The organism is Pseudomonas sp. ADAK21 (genome assembly GCF_012935735.1).
Lineage (GTDB): Bacteria > Pseudomonadota > Gammaproteobacteria > Pseudomonadales > Pseudomonadaceae > Aquipseudomonas > Aquipseudomonas proteolytica.
In genome coordinates this window covers 1,178,860-1,202,926 of sequence record NZ_CP052857.1, presented here as the reverse complement: position 1 = coordinate 1,202,926, position 24,067 = coordinate 1,178,860, and the positions used below count along the sequence as shown (strand labels likewise).

General features: G+C 59.8%; 19 protein-coding genes and 2 rRNA genes. 13 read left to right on the top strand and 8 right to left on the bottom strand.

All coding sequences use genetic code 11. From position 1 onward, the window contains the following. Positions 1–108 precede the first annotated feature (108 nt). From HKK57_RS05595 to HKK57_RS05575, 5 genes are all read left to right on the top strand, one after another. Positions 109–3,000 (top strand): 23S ribosomal RNA (locus tag HKK57_RS05595). A gap of 156 nt (positions 3,001–3,156) precedes the next feature. Further along, positions 3,157–3,272 (top strand): 5S ribosomal RNA (rrf, locus tag HKK57_RS05590). Between the two features lie 162 nt (positions 3,273–3,434). Further along, entirely contained in the window at positions 3,435–4,094 is a 660-nt protein-coding gene (locus tag HKK57_RS05585; RefSeq protein WP_029295839.1) for a paraquat-inducible protein A, read from the top strand. Beyond that, a complete protein-coding gene (locus HKK57_RS05580; protein ID WP_029295837.1) occupies positions 4,081–4,704 on the top strand; it encodes a paraquat-inducible protein A in 624 nt (207 codons plus the stop codon). Before HKK57_RS05585 ends, HKK57_RS05580 begins: the two co-directional genes overlap by 14 nt. Beyond that, positions 4,697–7,000, top strand: a complete 2,304-nt coding sequence (locus HKK57_RS05575; RefSeq protein WP_070996415.1) for a PqiB family protein — start codon at positions 4,697–4,699, stop codon at positions 6,998–7,000. The genes HKK57_RS05580 and HKK57_RS05575 overlap by 8 nt, the downstream gene beginning before the upstream one ends. 68 nt (positions 7,001–7,068) lie before the next feature. Here the strand turns inward: HKK57_RS05575 and mksF are convergent, their stop codons facing one another. Genes mksF through mksB form a run of 3 tightly spaced genes read right to left on the bottom strand, consistent with a single transcriptional unit; the run spans position 7,069 to position 11,877 of the window. Next, positions 7,069–9,909 carry an Mks condensin complex protein MksF gene (gene mksF / locus HKK57_RS05570; protein ID WP_029295833.1) on the bottom strand — a complete coding sequence of 947 codons (2,841 nt, stop codon included), beginning with the start codon at positions 9,907–9,909 and terminating at the stop codon, positions 7,069–7,071. Beyond that, positions 9,906–10,613 carry an Mks condensin complex protein MksE gene (gene mksE / locus HKK57_RS05565; protein ID WP_169389898.1) on the bottom strand — a complete coding sequence of 236 codons (708 nt, stop codon included), beginning with the start codon at positions 10,611–10,613 and terminating at the stop codon, positions 9,906–9,908. The genes mksF and mksE overlap by 4 nt, the downstream gene beginning before the upstream one ends. After that, positions 10,603–11,877 (bottom strand): Mks condensin complex protein MksB, encoded by a 1,275-nt coding sequence (gene mksB, locus HKK57_RS05560; RefSeq protein ID WP_070996414.1) that lies wholly within the window; start codon positions 11,875–11,877, stop codon positions 10,603–10,605. The genes mksE and mksB overlap by 11 nt, the downstream gene beginning before the upstream one ends. A gap of 228 nt (positions 11,878–12,105) precedes the next feature. On the opposite strand from mksB, the gene HKK57_RS05555 reads away from it, so the two are divergent. Together HKK57_RS05555 and rimI are read left to right on the top strand one after the other, a co-directional pair. After that, positions 12,106–12,858 carry an energy transducer TonB gene (locus tag HKK57_RS05555; RefSeq protein WP_169391177.1) on the top strand — a complete coding sequence of 251 codons (753 nt, stop codon included), beginning with the start codon at positions 12,106–12,108 and terminating at the stop codon, positions 12,856–12,858. Then, the gene (gene rimI / locus HKK57_RS05550) at positions 12,851–13,303 is read left to right on the top strand and encodes a ribosomal protein S18-alanine N-acetyltransferase (RefSeq protein ID WP_005784514.1); all 453 of its coding nucleotides are present in this window, start codon (positions 12,851–12,853) and stop codon (positions 13,301–13,303) included. Before HKK57_RS05555 ends, rimI begins: the two co-directional genes overlap by 8 nt. 469 nt (positions 13,304–13,772) lie before the next feature. Here rimI and HKK57_RS05545 read toward each other — a convergent pair whose 3' ends face one another. Further along, positions 13,773–14,177, bottom strand: a complete 405-nt coding sequence (locus tag HKK57_RS05545) for a serine kinase/phosphatase (RefSeq protein ID WP_169389897.1) — start codon at positions 14,175–14,177, stop codon at positions 13,773–13,775. A 139-nt stretch (positions 14,178–14,316) separates the two neighbouring features. Between HKK57_RS05545 and can the strand changes: the two genes are divergently transcribed. Further along, positions 14,317–14,961, top strand: coding sequence for a carbonate dehydratase (gene can / locus HKK57_RS05540; RefSeq protein WP_029295821.1), 645 nt, complete (start codon positions 14,317–14,319; stop codon positions 14,959–14,961). On the opposite strand, the gene HKK57_RS05535 is transcribed toward can, so the two are convergent. Both HKK57_RS05535 and HKK57_RS05530 read right to left on the bottom strand, forming a co-directional pair. Beyond that, complete coding sequence (locus HKK57_RS05535; protein ID WP_154907683.1) at positions 14,958–15,482, bottom strand: SET domain-containing protein-lysine N-methyltransferase; 525 nt, start codon at positions 15,480–15,482, stop codon at positions 14,958–14,960. The genes can and HKK57_RS05535 overlap by 4 nt on opposite strands. Positions 15,483–15,651: 169 nt before the next feature. Next, a complete protein-coding gene (locus HKK57_RS05530) occupies positions 15,652–16,821 on the bottom strand; it encodes a hypothetical protein (RefSeq protein ID WP_169389896.1) in 1,170 nt (389 codons plus the stop codon). A gap of 262 nt (positions 16,822–17,083) precedes the next feature. Here HKK57_RS05530 and HKK57_RS05525 point away from each other — a divergent pair, with 262 nt between their 5' ends. Together HKK57_RS05525 and HKK57_RS05520 are read left to right on the top strand one after the other, a co-directional pair. Further along, complete coding sequence (locus HKK57_RS05525) at positions 17,084–17,374, top strand: nucleotidyltransferase family protein (protein ID WP_029295815.1); 291 nt, start codon at positions 17,084–17,086, stop codon at positions 17,372–17,374. Next, on the top strand, positions 17,371–17,712 hold the full coding sequence (locus HKK57_RS05520; protein ID WP_029295813.1) for a HepT-like ribonuclease domain-containing protein: 342 nt from the start codon (positions 17,371–17,373) through the stop codon (positions 17,710–17,712). The genes HKK57_RS05525 and HKK57_RS05520 overlap by 4 nt, the downstream gene beginning before the upstream one ends. A gap of 37 nt (positions 17,713–17,749) precedes the next feature. Here the strand turns inward: HKK57_RS05520 and HKK57_RS05515 are convergent, their stop codons facing one another. Beyond that, positions 17,750–19,168 carry a short-chain fatty acid transporter gene (locus HKK57_RS05515; protein WP_029295811.1) on the bottom strand — a complete coding sequence of 473 codons (1,419 nt, stop codon included), beginning with the start codon at positions 19,166–19,168 and terminating at the stop codon, positions 17,750–17,752. Positions 19,169–19,349: 181 nt separating this feature from the next. On the opposite strand from HKK57_RS05515, the gene HKK57_RS05510 reads away from it, so the two are divergent. Then, positions 19,350–20,633: an MFS transporter gene (locus tag HKK57_RS05510; RefSeq protein ID WP_169389895.1), complete on the top strand. Its 1,284-nt coding sequence runs from the start codon at positions 19,350–19,352 to the stop codon at positions 20,631–20,633. A gap of 164 nt (positions 20,634–20,797) precedes the next feature. On the opposite strand, the gene HKK57_RS05505 is transcribed toward HKK57_RS05510, so the two are convergent. Then, positions 20,798–21,472, bottom strand: coding sequence for a heavy metal response regulator transcription factor (locus HKK57_RS05505; RefSeq protein ID WP_169389894.1), 675 nt, complete (start codon positions 21,470–21,472; stop codon positions 20,798–20,800). Between the two features lie 182 nt (positions 21,473–21,654). On the opposite strand from HKK57_RS05505, the gene HKK57_RS05500 reads away from it, so the two are divergent. Both HKK57_RS05500 and HKK57_RS05495 read left to right on the top strand, forming a co-directional pair. Continuing rightward, positions 21,655–22,878: a TolC family protein gene (locus HKK57_RS05500; RefSeq protein ID WP_029295803.1), complete on the top strand. Its 1,224-nt coding sequence runs from the start codon at positions 21,655–21,657 to the stop codon at positions 22,876–22,878. 17 nt (positions 22,879–22,895) lie between these two features. Next, a complete protein-coding gene (locus HKK57_RS05495) occupies positions 22,896–24,059 on the top strand; it encodes an efflux RND transporter periplasmic adaptor subunit (protein ID WP_169389893.1) in 1,164 nt (387 codons plus the stop codon). Positions 24,060–24,067 lie beyond the last annotated feature (8 nt).

Here is a 24,067-nt window from a genome sequence, read left to right as displayed (position 1 = left end):
TGGTAACGGATCAGGCTAAGGTAAAATTTGTGAGTTCTCTTAGTTGAGAAATTCGAATTTTCGGCGAATGTCGTCTTCACAGTATAACCAGATTGCTTGGGGTTATATGGTCAAGTGAAGAAGCGCATACGGTGGATGCCTTGGCAGTCAGAGGCGATGAAAGACGTGGTAGCCTGCGAAAAGCTTCGGGGAGTCGGCAAACAGACTTTGATCCGGAGATGTCTGAATGGGGGAACCCAGCCATCATAAGATGGTTATCTTACGCTGAATACATAGGCGTAAGAGGCGAACCATGGGAACTGAAACATCTAAGTACCCTGAGGAAAAGAAATCAACCGAGATTCCCTTAGTAGTGGCGAGCGAACGGGGACTAGCCCTTAAGTGGCTTTGAGATTAGCGGAACGCTCTGGAAAGTGCGGCCATAGTGGGTGATAGCCCTGTACGCGAAAATCTCTTAGTCATGAAATCGAGTAGGACGGAGCACGAGAAACTTTGTCTGAATATGGGGGGACCATCCTCCAAGGCTAAATACTACTGACTGACCGATAGTGAACTAGTACCGTGAGGGAAAGGCGAAAAGAACCCCGGAGAGGGGAGTGAAATAGATCCTGAAACCGTATGCGTACAAGCAGTGGGAGCCCACTTTGTTGGGTGACTGCGTACCTTTTGTATAATGGGTCAGCGACTTATTTTCAGTGGCGAGCTTAACCGAATAGGGAGGCGTAGCGAAAGCGAGTCTTAATAGGGCGTCTAGTCGCTGGGAATAGACCCGAAACCGGGCGATCTATCCATGGGCAGGTTGAAGGTTGGGTAACACTAACTGGAGGACCGAACCGACTACCGTTGAAAAGTTAGCGGATGACCTGTGGATCGGAGTGAAAGGCTAATCAAGCTCGGAGATAGCTGGTTCTCCTCGAAAGCTATTTAGGTAGCGCCTCATGTATCACTGTAGGGGGTAGAGCACTGTTTCGGCTAGGGGTCATCCCGACTTACCAAACCGATGCAAACTCCGAATACCTACAAGTGCCGAGCATGGGAGACACACGGCGGGTGCTAACGTCCGTCGTGAAAAGGGAAACAACCCAGACCGTCAGCTAAGGTCCCAAAGTTATGGTTAAGTGGGAAACGATGTGGGAAGGCTTAGACAGCTAGGAGGTTGGCTTAGAAGCAGCCACCCTTTAAAGAAAGCGTAATAGCTCACTAGTCGAGTCGGCCTGCGCGGAAGATGTAACGGGGCTCAAACCATACACCGAAGCTACGGGTATCACCTTCGGGTGATGCGGTAGAGGAGCGTTCTGTAAGCCTGTGAAGGTGAGTTGAGAAGCTTGCTGGAGGTATCAGAAGTGCGAATGCTGACATGAGTAACGACAATGGGTGTGAAAAACACCCACGCCGAAAGACCAAGGTTTCCTGCGCAACGTTAATCGACGCAGGGTTAGTCGGTCCCTAAGGCGAGGCTGAAAAGCGTAGTCGATGGAAAACAGGTTAATATTCCTGTACTTCTGGTTATTGCGATGGAGGGACGGAGAAGGCTAGGCCAGCTTGGCGTTGGTTGTCCAAGTTTAAGGTGGTAGGCTGGAATCTTAGGTAAATCCGGGATTCTAAGGCCGAGAGCTGATGACGAGTTACTCTTTGAGTGACGAAGTGGTTGATGCCATGCTTCCAAGAAAAGCTTCTAAGCTTCAGGTAACTAGGAACCGTACCCCAAACCGACACAGGTGGTTGGGTAGAGAATACCAAGGCGCTTGAGAGAACTCGGGTGAAGGAACTAGGCAAAATGGCACCGTAACTTCGGGAGAAGGTGCGCCGGTGAGGGTGAAGGACTTGCTCCGTAAGCTCATGCCGGTCGAAGATACCAGGCCGCTGCGACTGTTTATTAAAAACACAGCACTCTGCAAACACGAAAGTGGACGTATAGGGTGTGACGCCTGCCCGGTGCCGGAAGGTTAATTGATGGGGTTAGCTAACGCGAAGCTCTTGATCGAAGCCCCGGTAAACGGCGGCCGTAACTATAACGGTCCTAAGGTAGCGAAATTCCTTGTCGGGTAAGTTCCGACCTGCACGAATGGCGTAACGATGGCGGCGCTGTCTCCACCCGAGACTCAGTGAAATTGAAATCGCTGTGAAGATGCAGTGTATCCGCGGCTAGACGGAAAGACCCCGTGAACCTTTACTATAGCTTTGCACTGGACTTTGAATTTGCTTGTGTAGGATAGGTGGGAGGCTTTGAAGCGTGGACGCCAGTCTGCGTGGAGCCAACCTTGAAATACCACCCTGGCAACTTTGAGGTTCTAACTCAGGTCCGTTATCCGGATCGAGGACAGTGTATGGTGGGTAGTTTGACTGGGGCGGTCTCCTCCTAAAGAGTAACGGAGGAGTACGAAGGTGCGCTCAGACCGGTCGGAAATCGGTCGTAGAGTATAAAGGCAAAAGCGCGCTTGACTGCGAGACAGACACGTCGAGCAGGTACGAAAGTAGGTCTTAGTGATCCGGTGGTTCTGTATGGAAGGGCCATCGCTCAACGGATAAAAGGTACTCCGGGGATAACAGGCTGATACCGCCCAAGAGTTCATATCGACGGCGGTGTTTGGCACCTCGATGTCGGCTCATCACATCCTGGGGCTGAAGCCGGTCCCAAGGGTATGGCTGTTCGCCATTTAAAGTGGTACGCGAGCTGGGTTTAGAACGTCGTGAGACAGTTCGGTCCCTATCTGCCGTGGACGTTTGAGATTTGAGAGGGGCTGCTCCTAGTACGAGAGGACCGGAGTGGACGAACCTCTGGTGTTCCGGTTGTCACGCCAGTGGCATTGCCGGGTAGCTATGTTCGGAATAGATAACCGCTGAAAGCATCTAAGCGGGAAACTAGCCTCAAGATGAGATCTCACTGGAACCTTGAGTTCCCTGAAGGGCCGTCGAAGACTACGACGTTGATAGGTTGGGTGTGTAAGCGCTGTGAGGCGTTGAGCTAACCAATACTAATTGCCCGTGAGGCTTGACCATATAACACCCAAGCAATTTGACTACTCGAAAGAGCATCAGATTGCGGTGTGTGAAGACGAAACGAACCGAAAGTTCGATTCTTGCAAACACCGACTTCTATTACATACCCAATTTGCTGAAGCGAGGCCAACTGGTCACGACTCAGTACCCGAATTTCTTGACGACCATAGAGCATTGGAACCACCTGATCCCATCCCGAACTCAGTAGTGAAACGATGCATCGCCGATGGTAGTGTGGGGTTTCCCCATGTGAGAGTAGGTCATCGTCAAGATTAAATTCCGAAACCCCAATTGCGAAAGCAGTTGGGGTTTTGTTTTGGGCGGTCGAAAAGGCTCTGGCATATCGCCACTGTTCACCCCGACAAATTTGCACAGTTATTTCTGAGCCAGAACACTAGAATAGACGCCTGATCATTTTAGACTTAGAGCCCTATATGTCCGACCCGGTTGATACCCCTCAGGTGTCCGACCTACCTCTGGAGGACCTGGTTGCCTGTCATGAGTGCGACTTGCTGATGCGCAAGCCAGAACTTGCGCACGGTGAAAAGGCCCTGTGCCCGCGCTGTGGTTATGAGATGTACGCCCACCGCTACAATGTCGTCGAGCGCAGCCTGGCCTTGGTGATCGCGGCGCTGTTGCTGTACATCCCGGCGAACTTTCTACCCATCATGCAGCTCAATCTACTCGGGCAGTCTTCTGAAGACACAGTCTGGAGCGGCGTAGTCGCCCTGTTTAATACCGGGATGCAAGGCGTGGCCGTGGTGGTGTTCCTGTGCAGCATGGGCATTCCATTGCTTAAGTTGCTGTGCCAACTGGCGGTCTTGCTCAGCATTCGTTGGAACGTAGGCCGCAACTACGGCCTGTTGCTGTATCGCATTTATCACCATCTGCGCGATTGGGGGATGCTTGAGGTCTACCTGATGGGCGTGCTGGTGGCGATCGTAAAGTTGGCCGACATGGCCGCCCTCAGCGTAGGCCTGGGACTGGCCTGTTTTGTCAGCCTGTTGATGGTCCAGGTGCTGCTGGAGGTAGTCATGTCACCTCATCAGATCTGGCAAGCGTTGTCCGGGGAGGACGAACATGCGGGCGATTGATGCTGGCATTCTGATCTGTACTGAATGTCACGAATTGAACAGGCAAGACCCGGACACCGACGAGCAAACCTGCACCCGTTGCGGCGCGCTGGTCCACGCTCGCCGTCCGAACAGCCTGATGCGCACCTGGGCATTGCTGATTACTGCGGCAATTCTGTACATCCCGGCTAACCTGTTGCCTATCATGACGGTCAACTCCCTGGGGCAGGGCGCGCCGAGCACGATCATGGCCGGCGTGATCGAACTGGTTCAGCACGGTATGTTCCCGATTGCCGCCGTGGTGTTTATTGCCAGTATCCTGGTACCAACCTTCAAGCTGGTAGGCATCGCGCTGTTGCTGTTCTCGGTGCAGCGTCACCAGCCGCTTTCTGCCCGACAACGCATTATCATGTACCGCTTTATCGAATTCATCGGCCGCTGGTCCATGCTGGATATTTTCGTGATCGCTATTCTGGTTGCGGTCGTAAACTTTGGGCGACTTGCCAGTATCGAGGCCAATCTCGGTGCCGTGGCATTCGCCAGTGTGGTGATTTTGACGATGCTTGCTGCAGTAACTTTCGATCCCCGACTGATTTGGGATAACACGGAGTCGGACGACGACCATGACTGATTTGCCAAAGGCTAAAACCCGCCCCGCTTCGAACTGGTCGGCCATATGGGTACTGCCCTTGATCGCCCTGGTGATCGGCGGCTGGCTCGGATGGCGTGCCTACAGCCAGACGGGCATCGAGATCCAGGTTCGCTTTGAGAGCGGCGAAGGCATCCAGGTCAACAAGACAGAAGTGGTCTACAAAGGCATGCCTGTGGGCAAGGTCAAGACCCTGGCCCTGGATGATGAGGGCAGTAATCGCGGGGTGATTGCCACCATCGAGATGAACAAGGATGTCGAGCAGTACCTCAAGGCCAATACGCGCTTCTGGCTGGTCAAGCCAAGCGTCAGCCTGGCTGGCATTACAGGCCTGGAAACCCTGGTCTCGGGCAACTATATCGCTGCCAGCCCTGGCGACGGCGAGCCTACGCGCAAGTTCAAGGCGCTCTCCGAAGAGCCACCTTTATCCGACGCCAAGCCCGGCCTGCACCTGACCGTCAAGGCTGAGCGGCTCGGCTCGCTCGACCGTGGCAGCCCGGTGTTCTACAAACAGATCCAGGTCGGCCAGGTCAAAAGCTACCTGCTGTCCGCCGATCAGAACACCGTCGAGGTGAAGATCTACATCGAGCCGACCTACGCCAGCCTGGTGCGCAAACATACGCGCTTCTGGAATGCCAGCGGCATCAGCATCGACGCCAACCTGTCCGGGGTCAAAGTGCGCAGCGAGTCCCTGGCCAGCATTGTCTCCGGTGGTATCGCCTTCGCCACGCCGGAGAATCGCAAGGACAGCCCGCCCACCGATCCGAGCCTGCCGTTCCGCCTCTACGAAGACTTCGATGCCGCCGCCGCGGGTATCCGCGTCAAGGTCAAGCTCAGTGACTTCGAGGGCCTGCAGGCAGGTCGCACACCGGTGATGTACAAAGGTATCCAGGTCGGCAGCCTCAAGGCTCTGAAGGTGGACTCTGATCTGTCCAGCGCCAGCGCCGACCTGACCCTCGACCCATTGGCCGAGGACTACCTGGTGGAAGGCACCCAGTTCTGGGTGGTCAAACCGTCCATTTCCCTGGCGGGCATCACTGGCCTGGAAGCGTTGGTCAAGGGTAACTACATTGCCATCCGTCCCGGCGACAAAGGCGCCAGCCCGCAACGCGAGTTTGTCGCGCGGCCCAAGGCGCCACCGCTGGACCTGCGCTCCCCAGGCTTGCACCTGGTCCTGCTCACCGAGAGCCTCGGCTCCCTGGAGGTCGGCAGCCCGATCCTCTACAAGCAGGTCAAGGTCGGTTCGGTACAGAGCTATCAGTTCTCGCGCAAGCGCAAGCAACTGGTGATCGGCGTGCATATCGAGAAGGAATACGAAGGCTTGGTCAACGGCTCGACGCGTTTCTGGAACGCCAGTGGCGTGACCCTCACCGGTGGACTCACCGGCGGCATCCAGGTCAAAAGCGAATCCCTGCAAAGCCTGATGGCCGGTGGTATCGCCTTTGAAACCCCTGAGCCGAATGTGCCGCTGAGAAATCGCATTCCACGTTTCCGCCTGTTTGCCGATCATGAAGCCTCCAGCCAACGCGGCACCCTGATCACCATCAAGGTGGACCGCGCCGATGGCCTGCGCACCGACACGCCGATCCGCTTCAAAGGCCTGGACGTGGGCAAAATTGAAAGTGTCGACCTGAGCGCCGACATGCAGTCGGTGATGCTCAGCGCACGCATCACCGAAGTGCCTGAGCGGATCGCCCGCGCCGGCAGCCAGTTCTGGGTGGTCAAGCCCGAGTTGGGCCTGATGAAAACCGCCAACCTGGAAACCCTGGTCACAGGCCAGTACATCGAAGTTCTGCCACCGGTGAAAAGCACCGGCCCGCAAAAGAACTTCGTGGCCCTGGCCCAGCCGCCAGAGACCAATGTGCAGGAGGCCGGCTTGAGCCTGGTGCTCAGCGCTGCCCGTCGTGGTTCGTTGAAAGTTGGCGTACCGGTCACCTACCGTGAAGTCACCGTGGGCAAGGTCACTGGATACGAGCTGGGCAAGACCGCTGATCGCGTGCTGATCCATGTGCTGATCGAGCCCAAGTACGCACCGTTGGTTCGCAGTGGCAGCCGTTTCTGGAACAGCAGTGGCTTTGGTCTGGACTTCGGTCTGTTCAAAGGCGCGACGGTACGCACCGAGTCCTTGGAAACCCTGATTCAGGGCGGGATCGCCTTTGCCACGCCAGACGGCGAGCGCATGGGCAACCCGGCGCTGCCTGAGCAGACGTTCCCGTTGTTCGACAAGTTTGAAGACGAATGGCTGATCTGGGCGCCGAAGATCCCTCTGGGGAAATAAATCCAGCAGCCACAAAAAAGGCCGCGATCCAAAAGATCACGGCCTTTTTATTGCTTCACAGGGGCTGGTCAGACCTCATCCAACTCCGGCTCGTCCGCCTGCACATTCACCGTCGCCTTCACCACATCATGGCGACGGATGTACTTCCAGTCCGCCTCATCGATGTAGATCCCGTTCGGCCCGCTGCCGCCTTCCAGGTCGATCGCCACCTGGGCGGAAACCTGCGGCTTCACACTGGCCAGGATCGGCACGAAGCCCAGTTGCAGGCTGGTTTCCAGCAGGGCTGCCTGGTTCTTCTCGTCGATATCCGCTGCCTCATCAAGGTAGTACGGCAGGCGCACACGACCGGCCTGGTCGCGGTCCATCAAGTGCAGCAACAAGTACATGTTGGTCAGCGCCTTGATGGTCATGGTGGTGCCGTTGGACGCGGCACCATCGATGTCGGTGTGAATCACCGGCTGGCCATTGACCTTGGTGATCTCGAACGCCAACTCGAACAGATCCTTGAGCCCCAACTGGTTATGGTTGGCGGCGACCAGGCGGGCCAGGTATTCCTTGGCCTCTTCGTTCTTGTTGTCCTGCTCGGCGCTTTGGCTGAGGTCGAACACCGACAGGGTCTCGCCTTCCTCATACTGACCAGCGCTGTGGATGATCTGGTCGATATGCTTGAGGGCTTCCTTGTTTGGCGCGAGCACAATGCGGAAGCTTTGCAGGTTCGACACCTGGCGCTTGTTGATCTCGCGGTTGAACAGCGCCAACTGGTGCTCAAGGCTGTCGTAGTCGCTGCGGATATTACGCAGGGTCCGCGCGATATCCGTCACCGCCGCACGGCGTGCCTTGCCCAGGGTCAGGGCTTCGTCGGTACGGTGTGCGTACGCGTTGATCAACAGGTGCAGGCGACGCTCCATATCGTCTTCGCTGTCGAACTTGGCCACGCCCTTGAGGCGCACCTGGGCATACAACGCCTCGATCTGGCCATCGGCGCGCAGCAAACCCTGCCAGCTGTCCTGATAGTCGTTGAGCAGTGGCAGCAGGTTGTCCATGGAGTCGTCGACCGGGTCCATGAACGGCGTGCCGAACGGCAAGTCAGCCGGCAACAACTGGCGACGGCGCAGCGCGTCATCCAACGTGCGTTGCTTGGCTTCCATATCGCCGATTTGCCGGCCGACCAGCTGCAACTTGGCCGACAGTTGCTGCACGCGCTCGGTAAACGCATCGCTGGAGCGTTTCAACTCGTCCTGCGCGGCTTCCATTTGCGCCAGGTGCTCCAGTTTTTCGCCTTCCTCGGCGCTCAGGGTCTGGCTGCGACGGAAGTCTTCCAGGGCTTTCTGCGCATCCAGGACTTGCTGGTACAGCGCTTCAGTCTGGGTCTTGCTCGCCGCCCGGTCAGACGCTACCGCCTGCTGGGTTTTGAGTTGCTTGAGTTCTTTTTCCAGGCGTTCTTTCTGGTCGCGCAATGCCGCACGATCCGCCAGGGCTTGCAGGGCAGGTGGCTCGATATGCGAGATGTCGATGGACAGCCCCGGCACTTCAAAGCGCTCGCCAGTGAAGCCATCAAGGATCAGCTCCAGGGATTTTACCCACTGGCCGTCTTCATCCAGGGTGATGCCATGTTCGCCCAGCGGCAGGCTGAACAGCGAACTGTTGAACAGGCGCATCAGACGCTCGACGTCTTGCTGTGAGAATTCTTCCCGCAGTTTGGCGTAGCTGTTGTTGTCGGCGTGATCGAGTTGCTGCTTGACCGACTTCAGGCGTTTTTCCAGGTCGCGCAGGCGCTCATCCAGATCCTCGGCGCTGAACTGTCGCGACTGCGCCAGGGCGCCGGCCAGTTCGTCGTGCGCATCCTTGGCCGCCAGCAGTTGCTGCTCCAGGACCTTGACGTCATCCACCAGCGCAAAGCGATGCTTGAGCACCGACAACTCGCCCAACCAGCGTTGAATACCGCTGATTTCCCGCTCCAGGCGCATCAGTTCCTGGGTGCCACCGCGCTGATCGTTCTGCAGCGCATCCTGCTCGTTGCGGTAGTGTTCGGCCTGGATTGTCAGCTCTTCCTTGCGCGCACTGGCGTAGTCCGACCAGGTGCCCAGCAACGAATCGAGCAACGGCGACAAACGGTGCAGCTTGCCACGCAGGACGTCGCGCTGTTTCACACCATTGGCCAAGGCTTCGACCAAGGGGCCGGCGGCGACCAGGGAGTTGTAGTCCTGCTCCATGCGCCGCACATCGCGGAAGGCTTCTTCGCACGCGGCGATGTAATCCACACTGCCAGAGCGCAGGCTGTGCTCGAACGCATCGAGGAACAGTTGCTTGAGCTTGGCCGCAGTGATTTCGCGCATGTGCAGCAGGTTGATAAACAGTGCGCGGAAGGTCTTCAGGCTTTGCTCGCTGGTGGAGCGCAGCGGAATCAGGGTCAGGTCCAGCGGGATCGAAGTATGGCCACCCACCAGCAAACGTCGCAGTTCATCGGGCTTGAGCTCATAGGCTTTCAGGCCTTCGCGCTCAAGGTTGGTGAACAGCTCTTTCTGGCGCAGGCAGGTGTCGTTCTTCTGATAGTGGGCCAGGTCCAGCTTGCCGGCATAGGCAAAGAACTGGTGACCGAAACCGCCGCCCGGGCCGCGGCCGACCACGCCGATTACGTGGGGGCCATGGGGCAGGGACACTTCGACGAGGATGTAGCTGGTGTCGGTGGCAAAGTAGAAGCGTCGCGACTGTTCCAGGGTGTACTTGCCGAAGCTCATGTCCGACATGCGCGCCAGGATCGGGAACTGCAAGGCGTTGATCGAAGCCGATTTACCGAGGTTGTTCGCGCCATACACCGACAGCGGCTCTTCCAGCGGGAACAGGCCCAGGCTGTAGCCGGCGGTATTCAATAGGGCGAAGCGGCGAATGCCGTAGCGTTCCTTGCTCATGCATCGGTCTCCTGTTCTTCGGCAATGGCGCGGGCCAGGGCGTCTTCCTCGCTTTGTGTTTCAAATTCGCTCAAGTCCAGCGGGTCATCGGTCTGCAGCAGTTTTTCATCGCTGTCTTCGTCGATGATCACCGGCGCCGGCAACGGCAGCACGCTGTGTACACTGGCCGCCAGGTCGCGGTCGGCCTGGACCGACAGGCACACGTCGAGGAAACGGTGCATTGGCGGCAGGAAACGGTAGACGCCGTTATCTTCACTGGCAAAGCCGAGCTGGGTCATGCGGCGCATGATTTTTTCTTCCAGTTCTTCCTGGGTCTGCACTTCGGCCTGGATAAACAGGTCGCGGTATTTCTCCAGCAAGGAGGGCAACTCATCGCGGCCCAGGCTGCCACCATCCAGCACGGCAATCGGGTCGCGGCCCTGATCGGCCAGGTGCTCGACGATGATGAAGGTGAACAGTGCCAGGCGCTGTGCGGTCTTGTTCACCTGCGCGGCGGCTACGGCGGTGTCCGGCACGAAGTAGTAGAAACCACGGGTATCGCACACCAGCTCAAAGCCCAGGGCCTTGAACAGCGTGCGGTACTGGTCCTGGAAGTTCGACAATTGCGCGTACAACTCCGGGTCGCGGCGGCTGACGTGGTAACCCTTGAACAACTCGCGAAAGATCGGCGCCAGTTGGGACAGTTCGGATAGATCAAGAAGCATGAGGTGTGCTCGCAGAGTGCTCGGCCGCGTCGCTGGCCGGGAGCAGGGCGAATGAGCGCAGGCTGACCTGGTGCTCGTGAGTATGGTAATCCTGGCGTTCCAGGCGCTCGCGCTTGAAACGCTTCTCCCGCGACAGGCGCGAGAACCAGTACAGCAATTCGTCGGTGGCACCGTCCGGCTCCTGCTCCAGCAGCCAGGTCATCAGGTCCGGCATCGGCAGGGCGTCTTCGCAACGCTCCAGCATCTCCTTGACCGTACGCGGCGCACGCTGGGCTTCGCCCTTATGGGATTTGTGCGCCTTGGGGAAGCGCGCCGGTTTAGGTTCGAAGTTCGCCAGGGCATACACGTAGGCCTCGACCTGGCTGGCACTGCCCAGGAAGGTACTTTGCGGCCGGGTAAACATCGGCATCGCCGCTTGCGGCACCGCGTCCAGGCCCTTGCGCCGGATTGCCGACAGGGCCAGCGCCGCGCCACGGGTCACGGCGTTGTGCCGGCGTGCTTCTTCACGCAGCGGCAGCAGCAGTTCGCGGGCGTGACGCAAGGTCAACTGGGCGCTGGTCTGCATTTCGAGGATGCGCGCGTGGGTGCGCAGCAACATGTCGTCATCCACCAGGTGGCCCAGGCGCTGCTGCTCGGTGAGCATGCGCAGCAGCACGTTCTCCACCTTGCGTACGCCTTGCTCGAAGGCGCCGTCGGCGTTCACCAGTTGAATCATCGGTTCGACGTACTCATCCCAGGTCGCCAGGACCTCGGCATAGCGCTGGCGCAACGGGATCTGCCGGTCGCTGGTCTTGGCGCGGTCGGCCACGGCAGCGAGGGCCTGTTCGTCGTTGGCGAGTTTTTTCAGCACGTCACGCACGCGCATGTCCAACAACCGCAGTTGGCGGGCCAGGTCATGGCCGTCGCGGATGTCGAAGGCGTCCTGGATATAGCCGGCCAGGCGCTCGAGATGGCGCAGGTAGGCTTCGATTTCCAGGCACAGGCCTAGCCGGTGCTCCTTGCGAAGATAGGCCAGGAAGTCATGGATCTGCGCATTGAGCTCGAAACGGTTCGGGCTTTTGGCGACAGGCACCAGGATATCCAGGCGAATCCACACGTCCAGCAGGCTGGTGATGTCCTGTGGCGTGCTGTCCAGTTGTTGGGCGGCCAGTTGCGCGCGCAGTTCGCCAAGGCTCAGGGTGCCTTGGTCGAAGTGTTCGCACAGTGGCTCAAGCAGGGCCCAGTGTTCGGCGAGGGCGCGCAAGACGCGCTTGGGTTCGATCATCGGAATGGCCGGCTGGTTGGCGATTAAAAGCGGCGATTGTACTGCATCAGGCGCGGGATTTATCCACAGCCGGTCAGGGCGCCTTCGCGATAGAGGGTCAGGAATGCAGAGAAAAGCATCAACGGTGGGCGATCGTTGCCGAAGGGCGGTAGAATCTGCGCTCTTTAGTTATCCACAAGTGGCCGAGCCTTGCTTATCGAGTCCCGACGTCGCGCTTACTTGACCGCCATGCAGGTGGTCAACTGGCTGCCGCGCACCGAATTGCCCTTTGCCGCCCCGTCGCGGCCCGAACTGCTGCAAGCGCTGGAACCGTTCGAGCCGTTCGCTGCCTCGGGCGAAGAAGCGGCGGCGCCGGTTGCGGTAGTCAAGCCCGCGGCTGAAGCGTCCGTGCGGCCATCGGAGCGGGTCAAGATCGAAGTGCCGCGCCCTTCAATGGCGCCCAAGGTCGCCGCAGTGGCCGAAGATGCCCCGGCGCCGGTCGCCAAGGCCCCGGTCGTACCGCCGCCGCGCTTTGCCTTGCAACTGCTGCGGGCCGGGCGCTGTTTGTTGTTGGTGGAGTTGCCGACCGGCGAACGTTTCCAGACCCGCGACCCTGCCTATCTGCTGCTCAAGGACATGCTGCGCGCCGCCGGCCTGCCCGACAGCCCGCAGATTGTCGGCGAGCCCGTGCGCTGGCCGCTGCTGGTGCGCGGCAATATGGACCAGGGGCCGGACGCCGCGCGCGACTTCGTGCAAGGCTTTGTTTCGGCCCGCCTGGAAGATGAACCCTGCGTGTGCCTGTGGCTGATCGGCCTACCCGCCGTGCGGTTTGCCGGTGAGGCGAATGCCGAGGCCTGGTACCGCGAGCTGCAGGTCGACGGCCTGGGGTCGGTGTGGGCCTTGCCGGGCCTGGAATTATTAATGGAAGAGCCACAGCGTAAGGCTGATGTCTGGCAAGCCATGCGCCGGCTGATGGCGCGCTGGAAAACAACCGATGAGTGAGGCTTTATCCTTTCGCCCGATGACCGAGGCTGACCTCGACGCGGTGCTGAAAATCGAATATGCGGCGTTCAGCCACCCCTGGACCCGTGGCATCTTTCTCGACGGGCTGGGCAAGTACCAGATCTGGCTGATGTTCGAAGGCGAGCAGCAGGTGGGCCACGGTGTAGTGCAGATCATCCTCGATGAAGCGCATTTGCTGAACATCACCGTCAAACCGGAAAACCAGGGCCGCGGCCTGGGCCTGGCGTTGCTGGAACACCTGATGTCCCGTGCCTATGCCGCCAGCGCCCGTGAATGCTTCCTCGAAGTGCGCGACAGCAATACCGGCGCATTTCGCCTGTATGAACGCTACGGGTTCAACGAAATCGGCCGTCGCCGCGATTACTACCCTGCCGTCGGTGGTCGCGAAGACGCCGTCGTCATGGCCTGCACCCTGGTCGACTAAACACCCAACCCCCCTGTAGGGGCTGGCTTGCCAGCGATAGCGGTATTGAGTTCACCATCGCTATCGCAGCATAGGTATCTACACAACTATCTTCTTGGTGTGTGTACATATCCGTTGCTGCGATCACGGCCACTTAAGGTTCCGCTCTTACAGCGGGTCACTTTCGAAGAGCGCGAAAGTAACCAAAGCGCTCTTGCCCCACCACTCGGTGCCTCGCCTAGGCTCGGCATGCCCGCAGTCAGGCATTGCTCCATGGGCCCGCCGCGATCGGCCATCCATGGCCGTGTCGCGGCTACCCCGGCATCCATGCCGGGGTGCCCACTGCGCAATACCTGCCTGCGGCCATCGTGGTTTGACGGGGCGCACAAGATCAAAAGCCAGATCAAAAACAGAGCAACAGCACCGCCAGAGCGCGCAGTGCATTCCCCTGTGGGAGCAGGCAAGCCAGCTCCTGCAAGGGCCAGGTGTTTCAGCGGTTGCCGTCTATCGGGTCAATATCGGCCAACTCAGCCTCATCCAGGCCATTACCGCCGCCAATCTCATCTTCATCGACGATACTCAGGTCCCAATCGGCCTGTTCGCCGTCACCTTCTTCCCGGGCATCTCGCGCGCCATCTTCATGGATCAGGGTTTCGGGGCTCATATCATCATCCGTGGGCTCGTGATCCGCCGTCGAAGCCCCCGTCATCCCCGCCTCGCGCACCCGTTCGTCGGGCATCAGGTGCTCGCGTTCACCACGGGGGATCTCATCGCCGATTTCCGCCGTCGGCTCCTCCTCGTCAAAATCCAGCTCGCGCATCGAGCCCATGCGATCTTCGTTGTCATCAATCGGTGCAGGGGGCGGGGCGCCGTACGGACGTCGTGATTGCGTCATGGCCAATCCTCATACTGTGGGGCTTATAGTGTGTGGACAGGCACGGCCTCCCAAAGATTCAAGCTAATTTGCGTACGGCGTGACCTGGGCGAGCGGTTGTCAGTCACAAAACTGCGCATCATTCCTGAGGCTTTCCCTGATGAACGAACTACAAGACCTGCTTGATAACAACGAACGCTGGGCGGATGCGATCAAACAGGAAGATCCCGAATTCTTCGCCAAGCTCGCCCGCCAGCAGACCCCGGAATACCTGTGGATCGGCTGTTCGGACGCCCGGGTGCCGGCCAACGAGATCGTCGGCATGCTGCCTGGCGACCTGTTTGTGCACCGCAACGTGGCCAACGTGGTGCTGCACACCGACCTAAACTGCCTGTCGGTGATCCAGTACGCGGTGGATGTGCTCAAGGTCAAACATATCCTGGTCACCGGCCACTATGGTTGCGGCGGCGTACGTGCCTCGATGCAGGATCGCCAGTTTGGCCTGATCGACGGTTGGCTGCGCTCGATCCGCGACCTGTACTACGAGAACCGCGAAGTGCTGGCCCAGTTGCCCACCGAGGAAGAACGCGTTGATCGCCTGTGTGAACTCAACGTCATCCAGCAAGTGGCCAACGTCGGTCACACCAGCATTGTGCAGAACGCCTGGCACCGCGGGCAGAGCCTGTCGATCCACGGTTGTATCTACGGCATCAAGGACGGCCGCTGGAAAAGCCTCAACGCCACCATCACCGGGTTCGAGCAACTGCCGCCGCAGTACCGCCTGCGCCCGATTGAGGCGATTTAACAGCGTTTGTGCTGGCGCCACTGTTCCATGAACAGTTGGCCCTGCGGGTTCAACGGTTCTTTTGCGCCGGTGATCCAGCCGCGGCAGTTAAGCGCACCGCATTGGCAAGCGAACTGGCAGAGCAGCGCATCTTCGGTGGTGGCGTAATCCATCGTCAGCAGCGTACCGGGGCGAATGGCCTGGACCGACCATAGCTCCAGTTCGCTGATGTCGAGAAACACATTCGGATCGCACGAATGCAGGATCAGGCCGCTGAACCAGGGGTCGTACAAGTGGATACGCGAAGATATCTGTAGCGTGTGCAAGTGCCGCTCGCCCAGGGCGTATCCGGAAATCTTCGCCATGAGTATTCGGCTGTCGAAGGCCACACGCGTCTTGATCCCGGTTCCACGGCGATTCCGGGTGCGTACGACGTCGAACTGGCGGCGCGAGGGGTAGCCTTTTTTTCCCAACAGGTCGGCGAATGGATAAAGACAGTCCATCGCATCAGCCGGCGCATCTTCCATGGCTTGGGTTTTCATAGCATTCCTTGTCGGGCTGCATCGACCTCCTGGTGTTGATATGACTGCCAGTCTTGCAGCAAGTGGGCACGTTCCAAGGTTTACGCAAGTTGCAGCCGATATCTACTGTCAAATCTGACAGTAGATATCGGCTTTTTTTTGCGTAAGCCAAAACGGATAAGCCGGATGCTCAAAGGGCGGGGGCGGGTACAGAGGCTTCTGGCAGGGGGCTTTTCAGGCGCTTGAGCTGCGTCTTGATCGTGGCGGTGGCGCATTTTTCCCTGGCGTGGCCGGCGGACAGTTCGCGAATCGAGGTGTAGAACAGCTCGCAAGTCTGTTCCTTGCGCGTGACCTGCCAGGTATTCATGCAGCCCTTGAGCAACACGTTGGGATCGCTGGCCGGCTTCTGGCCCATGCCGGCCTGCCAGCACGCTGCGCTCAAGTCCTGGCCCATGACTTTCAGGCCAGCGTCGTCGGCCTTCTGTTCATCACCGTCGTAGCTGTCCGGGTTGGCGGCGTACCAGATGTAACTGGGGTGATTGGCGCCCAATACGGCGACGCTACTGCCCTCGGCCGGGCTTATCTGCCCCAGGCCCAATACGCCAAGGGTTTGCCCGTACTGTTGCTGGATCCAACTGCGAACGGGGGCGCCGAAGGCGACCATTGGCAATGAGCCGCTGGGATGCAGGCTCAATTCCCGGACAATCCGCGTCTGGTACTCGGTGAAATAGCCATACACGCCTTCCAGGTCCTTGCCGGCCGTGGAGGGCGCGGCTATCGGCGCGATGTCGATGATGGTCTGGTACTCCGGGGTCTGGGCCGCCGCTATGCCATTGGCGGTCAGTAATGTGGCCCAACGGTCAGTCGTGGCCGACTCCAGATAGTCCTGGTAATGGGTCAGGGAGTAGTCGGGCGGAAAATGCATCAACTCGATGCTCTTGCGGTTTTCCAAGGCCATGCCCAACGGCAGGAACAGGTACCAGCTAAATTGCCACTTGCCATCACGGTTCAGCCGGCTGGCGCCTTGGTAGGCCAGGTCAGCGGTGTTCAACAGCGAGGTCAAGGACCGGCTGTAGCCATCGGGTACGCCGGTAAAGCGGGCCAGCACCTTATCCTCACTGGCTTTCACACTGACACGGGCCCGGTTGTAGCCGTCGCGCTGCAAGCTCTGGTTGAGGTAATGCTCAACCGTCTGTTCCAGGGTCCATGGGCGAAAGCAGATCACACTGCAATTATTGGGGTAGGCGAACAATTGCCTGACCCGTTGCGCGGTGCCCAGGTCAAGCTCGACATCGGCGTGTACGACCGTGCTCACAGTCAGTGCGACAAAGGTGAAGGACAGCCTGGTCAGTTTAAACATGCGTGTTTCCTTGTCAGCTAAAGCCCGTCTGCGCGGGATGAATGCCCACCCTCACACAGTAGCGGCTGACCGGGAAAATGCGTCGGGAAATGCGTTTTTTTGCGGGGCGCATACAAGCGGCCTGGTGCGTGAGGTGCAACTTTTTCCACATTGCTTGCCATGGAGTTGACGCAGCGTCTGCTGCCAGGGAGTGACGCGAGCATGCGAATCCATTCGCGGCACTGCTAGACTGGCCTGATCTTGCATGTCGTCGAGGTGAATCATGAAACCTTCAATAGCCCTTGATCTTAAGAGAGCTGCCGTGCGTGAAGTGGTCGGGCGCTTTCACATTTCTAATCCAAGAGTCTTTGGTTCGGTTTTGCTGGGTACAGATAAAGAGGGCAGCGATCTTGATTTATTGGTCGATGCCCCTCCTGGGACCACACTGTTTGACCTCGGTGGGCTTCAGGACGAGTTGCAGGACCTGTTGGGCGTCAACGTTGATCTGCTGACGCCTGGCGACTTGCCACTGAAGTTTCGTGCACAGGTATTGGCCGAGGCTCGGCCAGTATGACAAAACGTCTTGGAGACTACTTGGGTCACATGCGCCAAGCGTCATCCGACGCGATTATCTTTGTCGAAGGTCTGAGTAAAGCGGAGTTCTTTGAGGACAAACGCACTCAACAGGCGGTGATCATGAGTTTGATCATCATCGGCGAAGCGTCGACCAAAATAATGGACCAATACCCAGATTTTGCGGCAGGTCAGCCACAAGTACCTTGGCGCAGCATGCGCGGGATGCGTAACCGAATCGCACATGGATACTTTGAAATAAACCTTGAGGTGGTATGGGATACCGTTCAGCACGCACTGCCGGCGTTGTTGAACCAATTGCCCGACACTCCAACCTGACCGCACCCGTCGTAACGACAGGTGCGGTTCTCAAGGGTTAAGGCATCACGGGCGGCATGTACTTCAACGTCGTCCCCAGTGCCCACAGCAAAAACAGCACCAACGGCGTGTGCACCAGCAACTGCACAAACGAGAAGCCAATCAGGTCCCGCGCCTTGAGCCCCAGTACACCGAGCAGCGGCAGCATGTAGAACGGGTTGATCAGGTTCGGCAGCGCCTCGGCGGCGTTGTAGATCTGCACGGCCCAGCCCAGGTGATATTGCAGGTCATTGGCCACCTGCATCACATACGGCGCCTCGATGATCCACTTGCCACCGCCCGATGGGATAAAGAACCCCAGTACCGCCGAATACACGCCCATCAGCAGCGCATAGGTGTCGTGTGAAGCGATGGAGGTGAAGAAGGTCGAGATATGGTGGGCCAGGGTCTGGCCATCGCCGCCCTTGACCACGGTCATCAGCGCCGCGATGGAGCCATACAGCGGGAACTGGATCAACACCCCGGTGGTGGTCGGCACCGCGCGGGCCACGGCATCGAGGAAGCTGCGCGGGCGCCAGTGCAGCAAGGCGCCGACCATGATGAACAGGAAGTTATAGGTGTTGAGCCCCGAGATGGCGCTGATCGCAGGTTTGGTCGAGAACTCATGGAACAGCCAGCCGGCAGCCAGCAGCGCCAGCAAAATGGTGAGCAACGGGCTGTGTTCCAGCCATTCTCCCGGACGGCTTGGTGGCTGTGGCTTGGGCAGGTTGAATGCCGGGTCCACACCGCAGGCCTTGGCGTCACGCGCCGAGTTGGGGCCCGGTGCGGTGACGTAGGCGATGACCAGCGACACCACGATCAGCGCCAGCAACAGCACACCCGATTGCCACAAAAAGATCGTATCGGTGAAGGGAATAGTGCCGGTGATCGCCAGGATCGACGGCGGCAAGCTGGCCGGGTTGGCCTGCAGTTGCGCGGCCGATGACGACAACCCCAGCGCCCACACGGCACCCAGGCCCAGATAGGCCGCCGCGCCGGCAGCGCGATAGTCCATGCGCAAATCCGTGCGGCGGGCCAGCGCCCGCACCAGCAACCCGCCGAACACCAGGGACAGGCCCCAGTTGAGCAGCGAGGCAACCATCGAGATCAACGCCACCCACGCCACGGCCGAGCGGCCGTTTTTCGGGATGCGCGCCAGGCGGTCGATCAACTTCACGGCAGGCGGCGAGCTGGCGACCACATAGCCACCAATCACCACGAAGGCCATTTGCATGGTGAACGGTATCAGGCTCCAGAAACCGTCGCCAAAGGCCTTGGCGGCGTCGGTGGGCGCTGCACCCATGCCCAGCGCGGCCACGGCGACAATGATCACGGCGAGGGCGGCAAACACCCAGGAGTCAGGAAACCAGCGTTCGGCAAAGTTCGAGCAACGCAGGGCAAAGCGGGCGTAGCGGCTTTCTTCGATAGGATCGGCCACGTTATTTACCTCTTGTATTTATTATGGGGCGGATTGCGGGCATCTTGGCCCACGGCCATTTATTTGGGAATGTTGTTATTTTCATGGATCAATGAGTAAACCGAATATATCCGCTGCGATTGCCAGGATCCGGCCCAGCTCATAACCTGCACGCCATTTTGTCTGTCTGCCGAGCTTCTCCATGACTGCCACCGCTTATCCACAGGCGCAGCGCTTTTCCCGCTCCGACTATAAAACCCTGGGCCTGGCCGCCCTGGGCGGTGCCCTGGAAATCTACGACTTCATCATTTTCGTATTTTTCGCCCTGACCCTGAGCCAGCTGTTCTTCCCCCCGGAAATGCCCGAATGGCTGCGCCTGCTGCAGAGTTTCGGAATTTTTGTCACCGGCTACCTGGCGCGGCCGCTGGGCGGCATCCTGATGGCGCACTTCGCCGATCACCTGGGGCGCAAGCGGGTGTTCAGCCTGAGCATCCTGATGATGGCCTTGCCGTGCCTACTGATCGGGATCATGCCGACCTACGCGCAAATCGGCTATTTCGCACCGCTGATCCTACTGGCGCTGCGGGTCTTGCAGGGCGCGGCGGTGGGCGGCGAAGTGCCCAGCGCCTGGGTCTTTGTCGCTGAGCACGCGCCGGCCAACCATCGCGGTTATGCCTTGGGGTTCCTGCAAGCCGGGCTGACCTTCGGTTACCTGCTGGGGGCATTGACGGCGACCTTGCTGGCGCAGATGTTCACCGCTGAACAAATCCTCGATTACGCCTGGCGCTTTCCGTTTCTATTGGGCGGTGTGTTTGGTGTGATCGGTGTCTGGCTACGCCGCTGGCTCAGTGAAACCCCGGTGTTCCTGGCCATGCAGGCGCGCCGCCAGGCCGACGCCGAACTGCCGCTGCGCACGGTGTTGCGCGACCATCGCCAGGCGTTGTTGCCGGCCATGTTGCTGACCTGTGTGCTCACCTCGGCGGTGGTGGTGTTGGTGGTGATCACGCCAACCATGATGCAGAAAACCTTCGGCATGAGCCCCAGCCACACCTTCGCCCTGAGTGCATTGGGCATCGTCTTCCTGAATATCGGTTGCGTATTGGCGGGCCTGTTAGTGGATCGCATCGGCGCCTGGCGCGCGGTGCTGGTCTACAGCCTGCTGCTGCCGGTGGGCATCGCCGTGCTTTACGCCAGCCTGATTGCCGGCGGCGTGTGGCTGGGCGCGGCCTATGCCATTGCCGGGTTGAGTTGCGGGGTGGTGGGCGCGGTGCCTTCGGTGATGGTCAGCCTGTTCCCGGCGCCGGTGCGGGTGTCGGGGATTTCCTTTACCTACAACATCGCCTACGCGCTGTGGGCGAGTACTACGCCGTTGATGCTGATTGCATTGATGCCCACCAGCCCATGGATTTGCGTTTTTTACTGCATGGTGATGGGCGCGGTCGGCGTGGCCAGTGCCGTGCGGTTTGCCAATCGACCGGTTTTTTAAAGCCACCACCTTACAAATGTGGGAGCGGGCTTGCTCGCGAAAGCGGTGTGTCAGTCGGCACATGCATCAACTGACAGGCTGCTTTCGCGAGCAAGCCCGCTCCCACAGGGGGCAGTCCATAACGAAGGCCAGGGTTTAGCCAGGAATCGCTCGCGCACTGACCGCTACTCGCGCTCTTCCAGCACGTAGCCCACCCCGCGCAGGGTGTGGATCAACTTTCGCTCGAACGGGTCGTCGATCTTTGCGCGCAGGCGGCGGATCGAGACCTCGACCACGTTGGTGTCGCAATCGAAGTTCATGTCCCACACAAACGAGATGATTTGCGTACGTGACAGCACCACGCCGCTCTGGCGCATCAGCAAGTGCAGCAGGGCGAACTCCTTGGTGGTCAGGTCAATGCGCTGGCTGCCGCGAAAGGCCCGGTGGCGACCCTGGTCCAGTTCCAGATCGCCCACCCGCAGCACGTCCGGTACCGCCGCCTCGATACTGCGGCGCATCAGGGTGCGGACCCTGGCCAGCAGTTCGGGAAACTCGAAAGGCTTGACCAGGTAGTCGTCGGCGCCCAGTTCCAGGCCTTTGATTTTGTCGGCCAGGCGGCCGTGGGCGGTCAGCATCATGATCCGCGTGTTGCTGGTCTGGCGGATCCGCTGCAACACATCCCAACCGTCCATCAGCGGTAGGTTCACATCCAGAATCACCAGGTCATAGGCGTGTTGCCGCGCCAGGTGCACGCCGTCCGCGCCACTGGCTGCGCAGTCGACCACATAGCTACTCTCGCTCAGTCCCTGGTGCAAGTACTCGGCCGTTTTCAGTTCATCTTCGATAATCAGGATTCGCATGTCGAGGGTGCCTCGGTGCAAGGGGAAGTCGCTGAAATTGCCGCGAAGGTTAAAGCAAAAGCCCGGGCCAGAGCCTTTGCTAACGGATTTGTAATGTTCTGGCCACCCCCCTGATAAGTAGCGAAAGTTACATTGCCCCTGCTTGGATTTGTCCGCCAACTCATGGGTGTGGAACGCTTGTTATGCCAATGTTTTCAAGAACAATTGTGTGCTCCGTAGTGGGGTTATTGGCGATGGCCCAAGTGGCAAGCGCCCAGACCCTGACCCTCGAATCGGCCCTGCAAAGTGCGTTTGCCGGCAACCCGGACCTGGCCGCTGCGCAATGGGAAATCGACATCGCCCAGGGCGGTCGTCAGCAGGCCGGGCTGATCCCCAACCCGGTGGCCTCCTGGGATGCCGAAGACACCCGCCGCAGCACCCGCACCACCACCGTCAAGCTGAGCCAGACCCTGGAGCTGGGCGGCAAGCGCGGGGCGCGCATCGAGGTGGCCTCGCGGGCCCAAGATGCGGCCGCCCAGGAACTGGAACAGCGGCGCAACCTGCTGCGAGCCGAGGTCATCGATGGCTTTTATGGTGCGCTGTGGGCCCAGGAGCGCCTGGAACTGGCCCAGCGTTCAATGGCCCTGGCCGAGCGCGGCCTGGTGATTGCCAATGGCCGGGTCACGGCGGGCAAGGCGTCGCCGGTCGAAGCCACCCGCGCCCAGGTAGAGGTCTCGCAAATCCGCCTGGAGCGCAGCCGCGCCGAGATCGGCGTAAGTGATGCCTATCGCCGCCTGGCGGCCATCACTGGCAGCGCCACCATCGGTTTTGAACGTGTCGAGGCAGGTGCCGTGAATACGCCGGCGCTGCCTTCGGCTACCCAACTGCTGGCGCGCCTGGAGAGCACCGCCGAGCTGCGCCTGGCGCAGCTGCAAATCCAGCAACGGGACGCCGGCCTGGGCCTGGAGAAGGCCCAGCGGATTCCCGACCTGGATATCTCCATCGGCAGCCAGTACGACGCCAGCGTCCGCGAGCGGGTGAATCTGGTGGGCGTATCGATGCCAATCCCGCTGTTCAATCGCAACCAGGGCAATGTGCTGGCGGCCAGCCGCCGAGCCGACCAGGCGCGGGACCTGCGCAACGCCACCGAGCTGCGCCTGCGCACCGAAACCCGCCAGGCCCTGGACCTGTGGGCAACCGCCAACAGTGAGGTGCGCGCCTTCAACCAAGTGATCCTGCCCGCCGCCCAAAGCGCGGTGGACAGCGCCACCCGTGGCTTTGAGATGGGCAAGTTCAACTTCCTCGATGTGCTCGACGCCCAGCGCACCTTGATCGCCGCCCGCACCCAATACCTCGCCGCACTCGCACAGGCCACCGATGCCTGGGTGCGCATCGAACGGATTTACGGCGACCTCGCCCGCATTTGATCTTTCAGGAGTTCCCCATGAACAAACAACAAGGCCTGGCTTTGGCTGTTGCAGCGGCTATTGCCCTCGCGGCGATGGTGTTTTGGCCGGCCACCAGCGTGGCGCCCCAGGCACCGGTGGCGAGCGTCAAAGCGCCGGAGGAAGAAGAGGAAGAGGGCGTGCTGGTGCTCAATGAGCAGCAGATCCAGGCCGCCGGCATTCAACTGGCCAAGGCCCAGCCCCGACAAATCAGCACCCTGCTGTCGTTGCCGGGCGAGGTGCGATTCGACGAAGACCGCACCTCCCATATCGTGCCCCGTGCGGCGGGGGTGGTGGAGTCGGTGAAGGTCAACCTTGGGCAGAAGGTCAAGCAAGGCGAGCTGTTGGCGGTGATCGCCAGCCAGCAGATTTCGGATCAGCGCAGCGAGTTGGCGGCCAGCCAACGCCGGGTCGAACTGGCCCGCACCACCTTCCAGCGCGAGCGCCAGTTATGGCAGGACAAGATCTCCGCCGAACAGGATTACCTGCTGGCCCGCCAGAGCCTGCAAGAAGCCGAAATTGCCCTGAACAACGCGCGGCAAAAGATGAACGCCCTGAGTGGCAGCGCGGTCCTGGCCGGCGGCAATCGCTATGAACTGCGTGCGCCGTTTGCCGGAGTGGTGGTGGAAAAACACCTGGGCGTCGGCGAAGTGGTGAGTGAGACCAGCGCCGCTTTCACCCTGTCGGACCTGTCCCAGGTGTGGGTCACGTTTGGTGTGTTCCCCAAGGATTTGAACAAGGTCCAGGTCGGTCGGCCGGTGAAGGTCAGCTCGGCGGAAATGGGTACCGACGTGATGGGCACCGTGGCCTATGTCGGCAACTTGCTGGGCGAGCAGACGCGTACCGCCACGGTGCGGGTCAGCGTGGCCAACCCCGACGACTCGTGGCGCCCCGGCCTGTTTGTCGCGGTGCAGGTGGCCACGGATAGCTATTCGGCGCCGGTCACTGTGCCGGTGGAGGCGATCCAGACCGTGGAAGACAAACCCTCGCTGTTTGTGCGCACCGCCGAAGGCTTCGTCACCCGCCACGTTGAACTGGGTGTCAGTGAAAACGGCTTTGTCGAGGTGCGCCAGGGCCTGGAGGCTGGCGTCGAGGTGGCGACCGTTGGCAGCTTCGTCCTCAAGTCCGAACTGGGCAAGGCTTCGGCCGAGCACGCCCATTGATCCTGCGA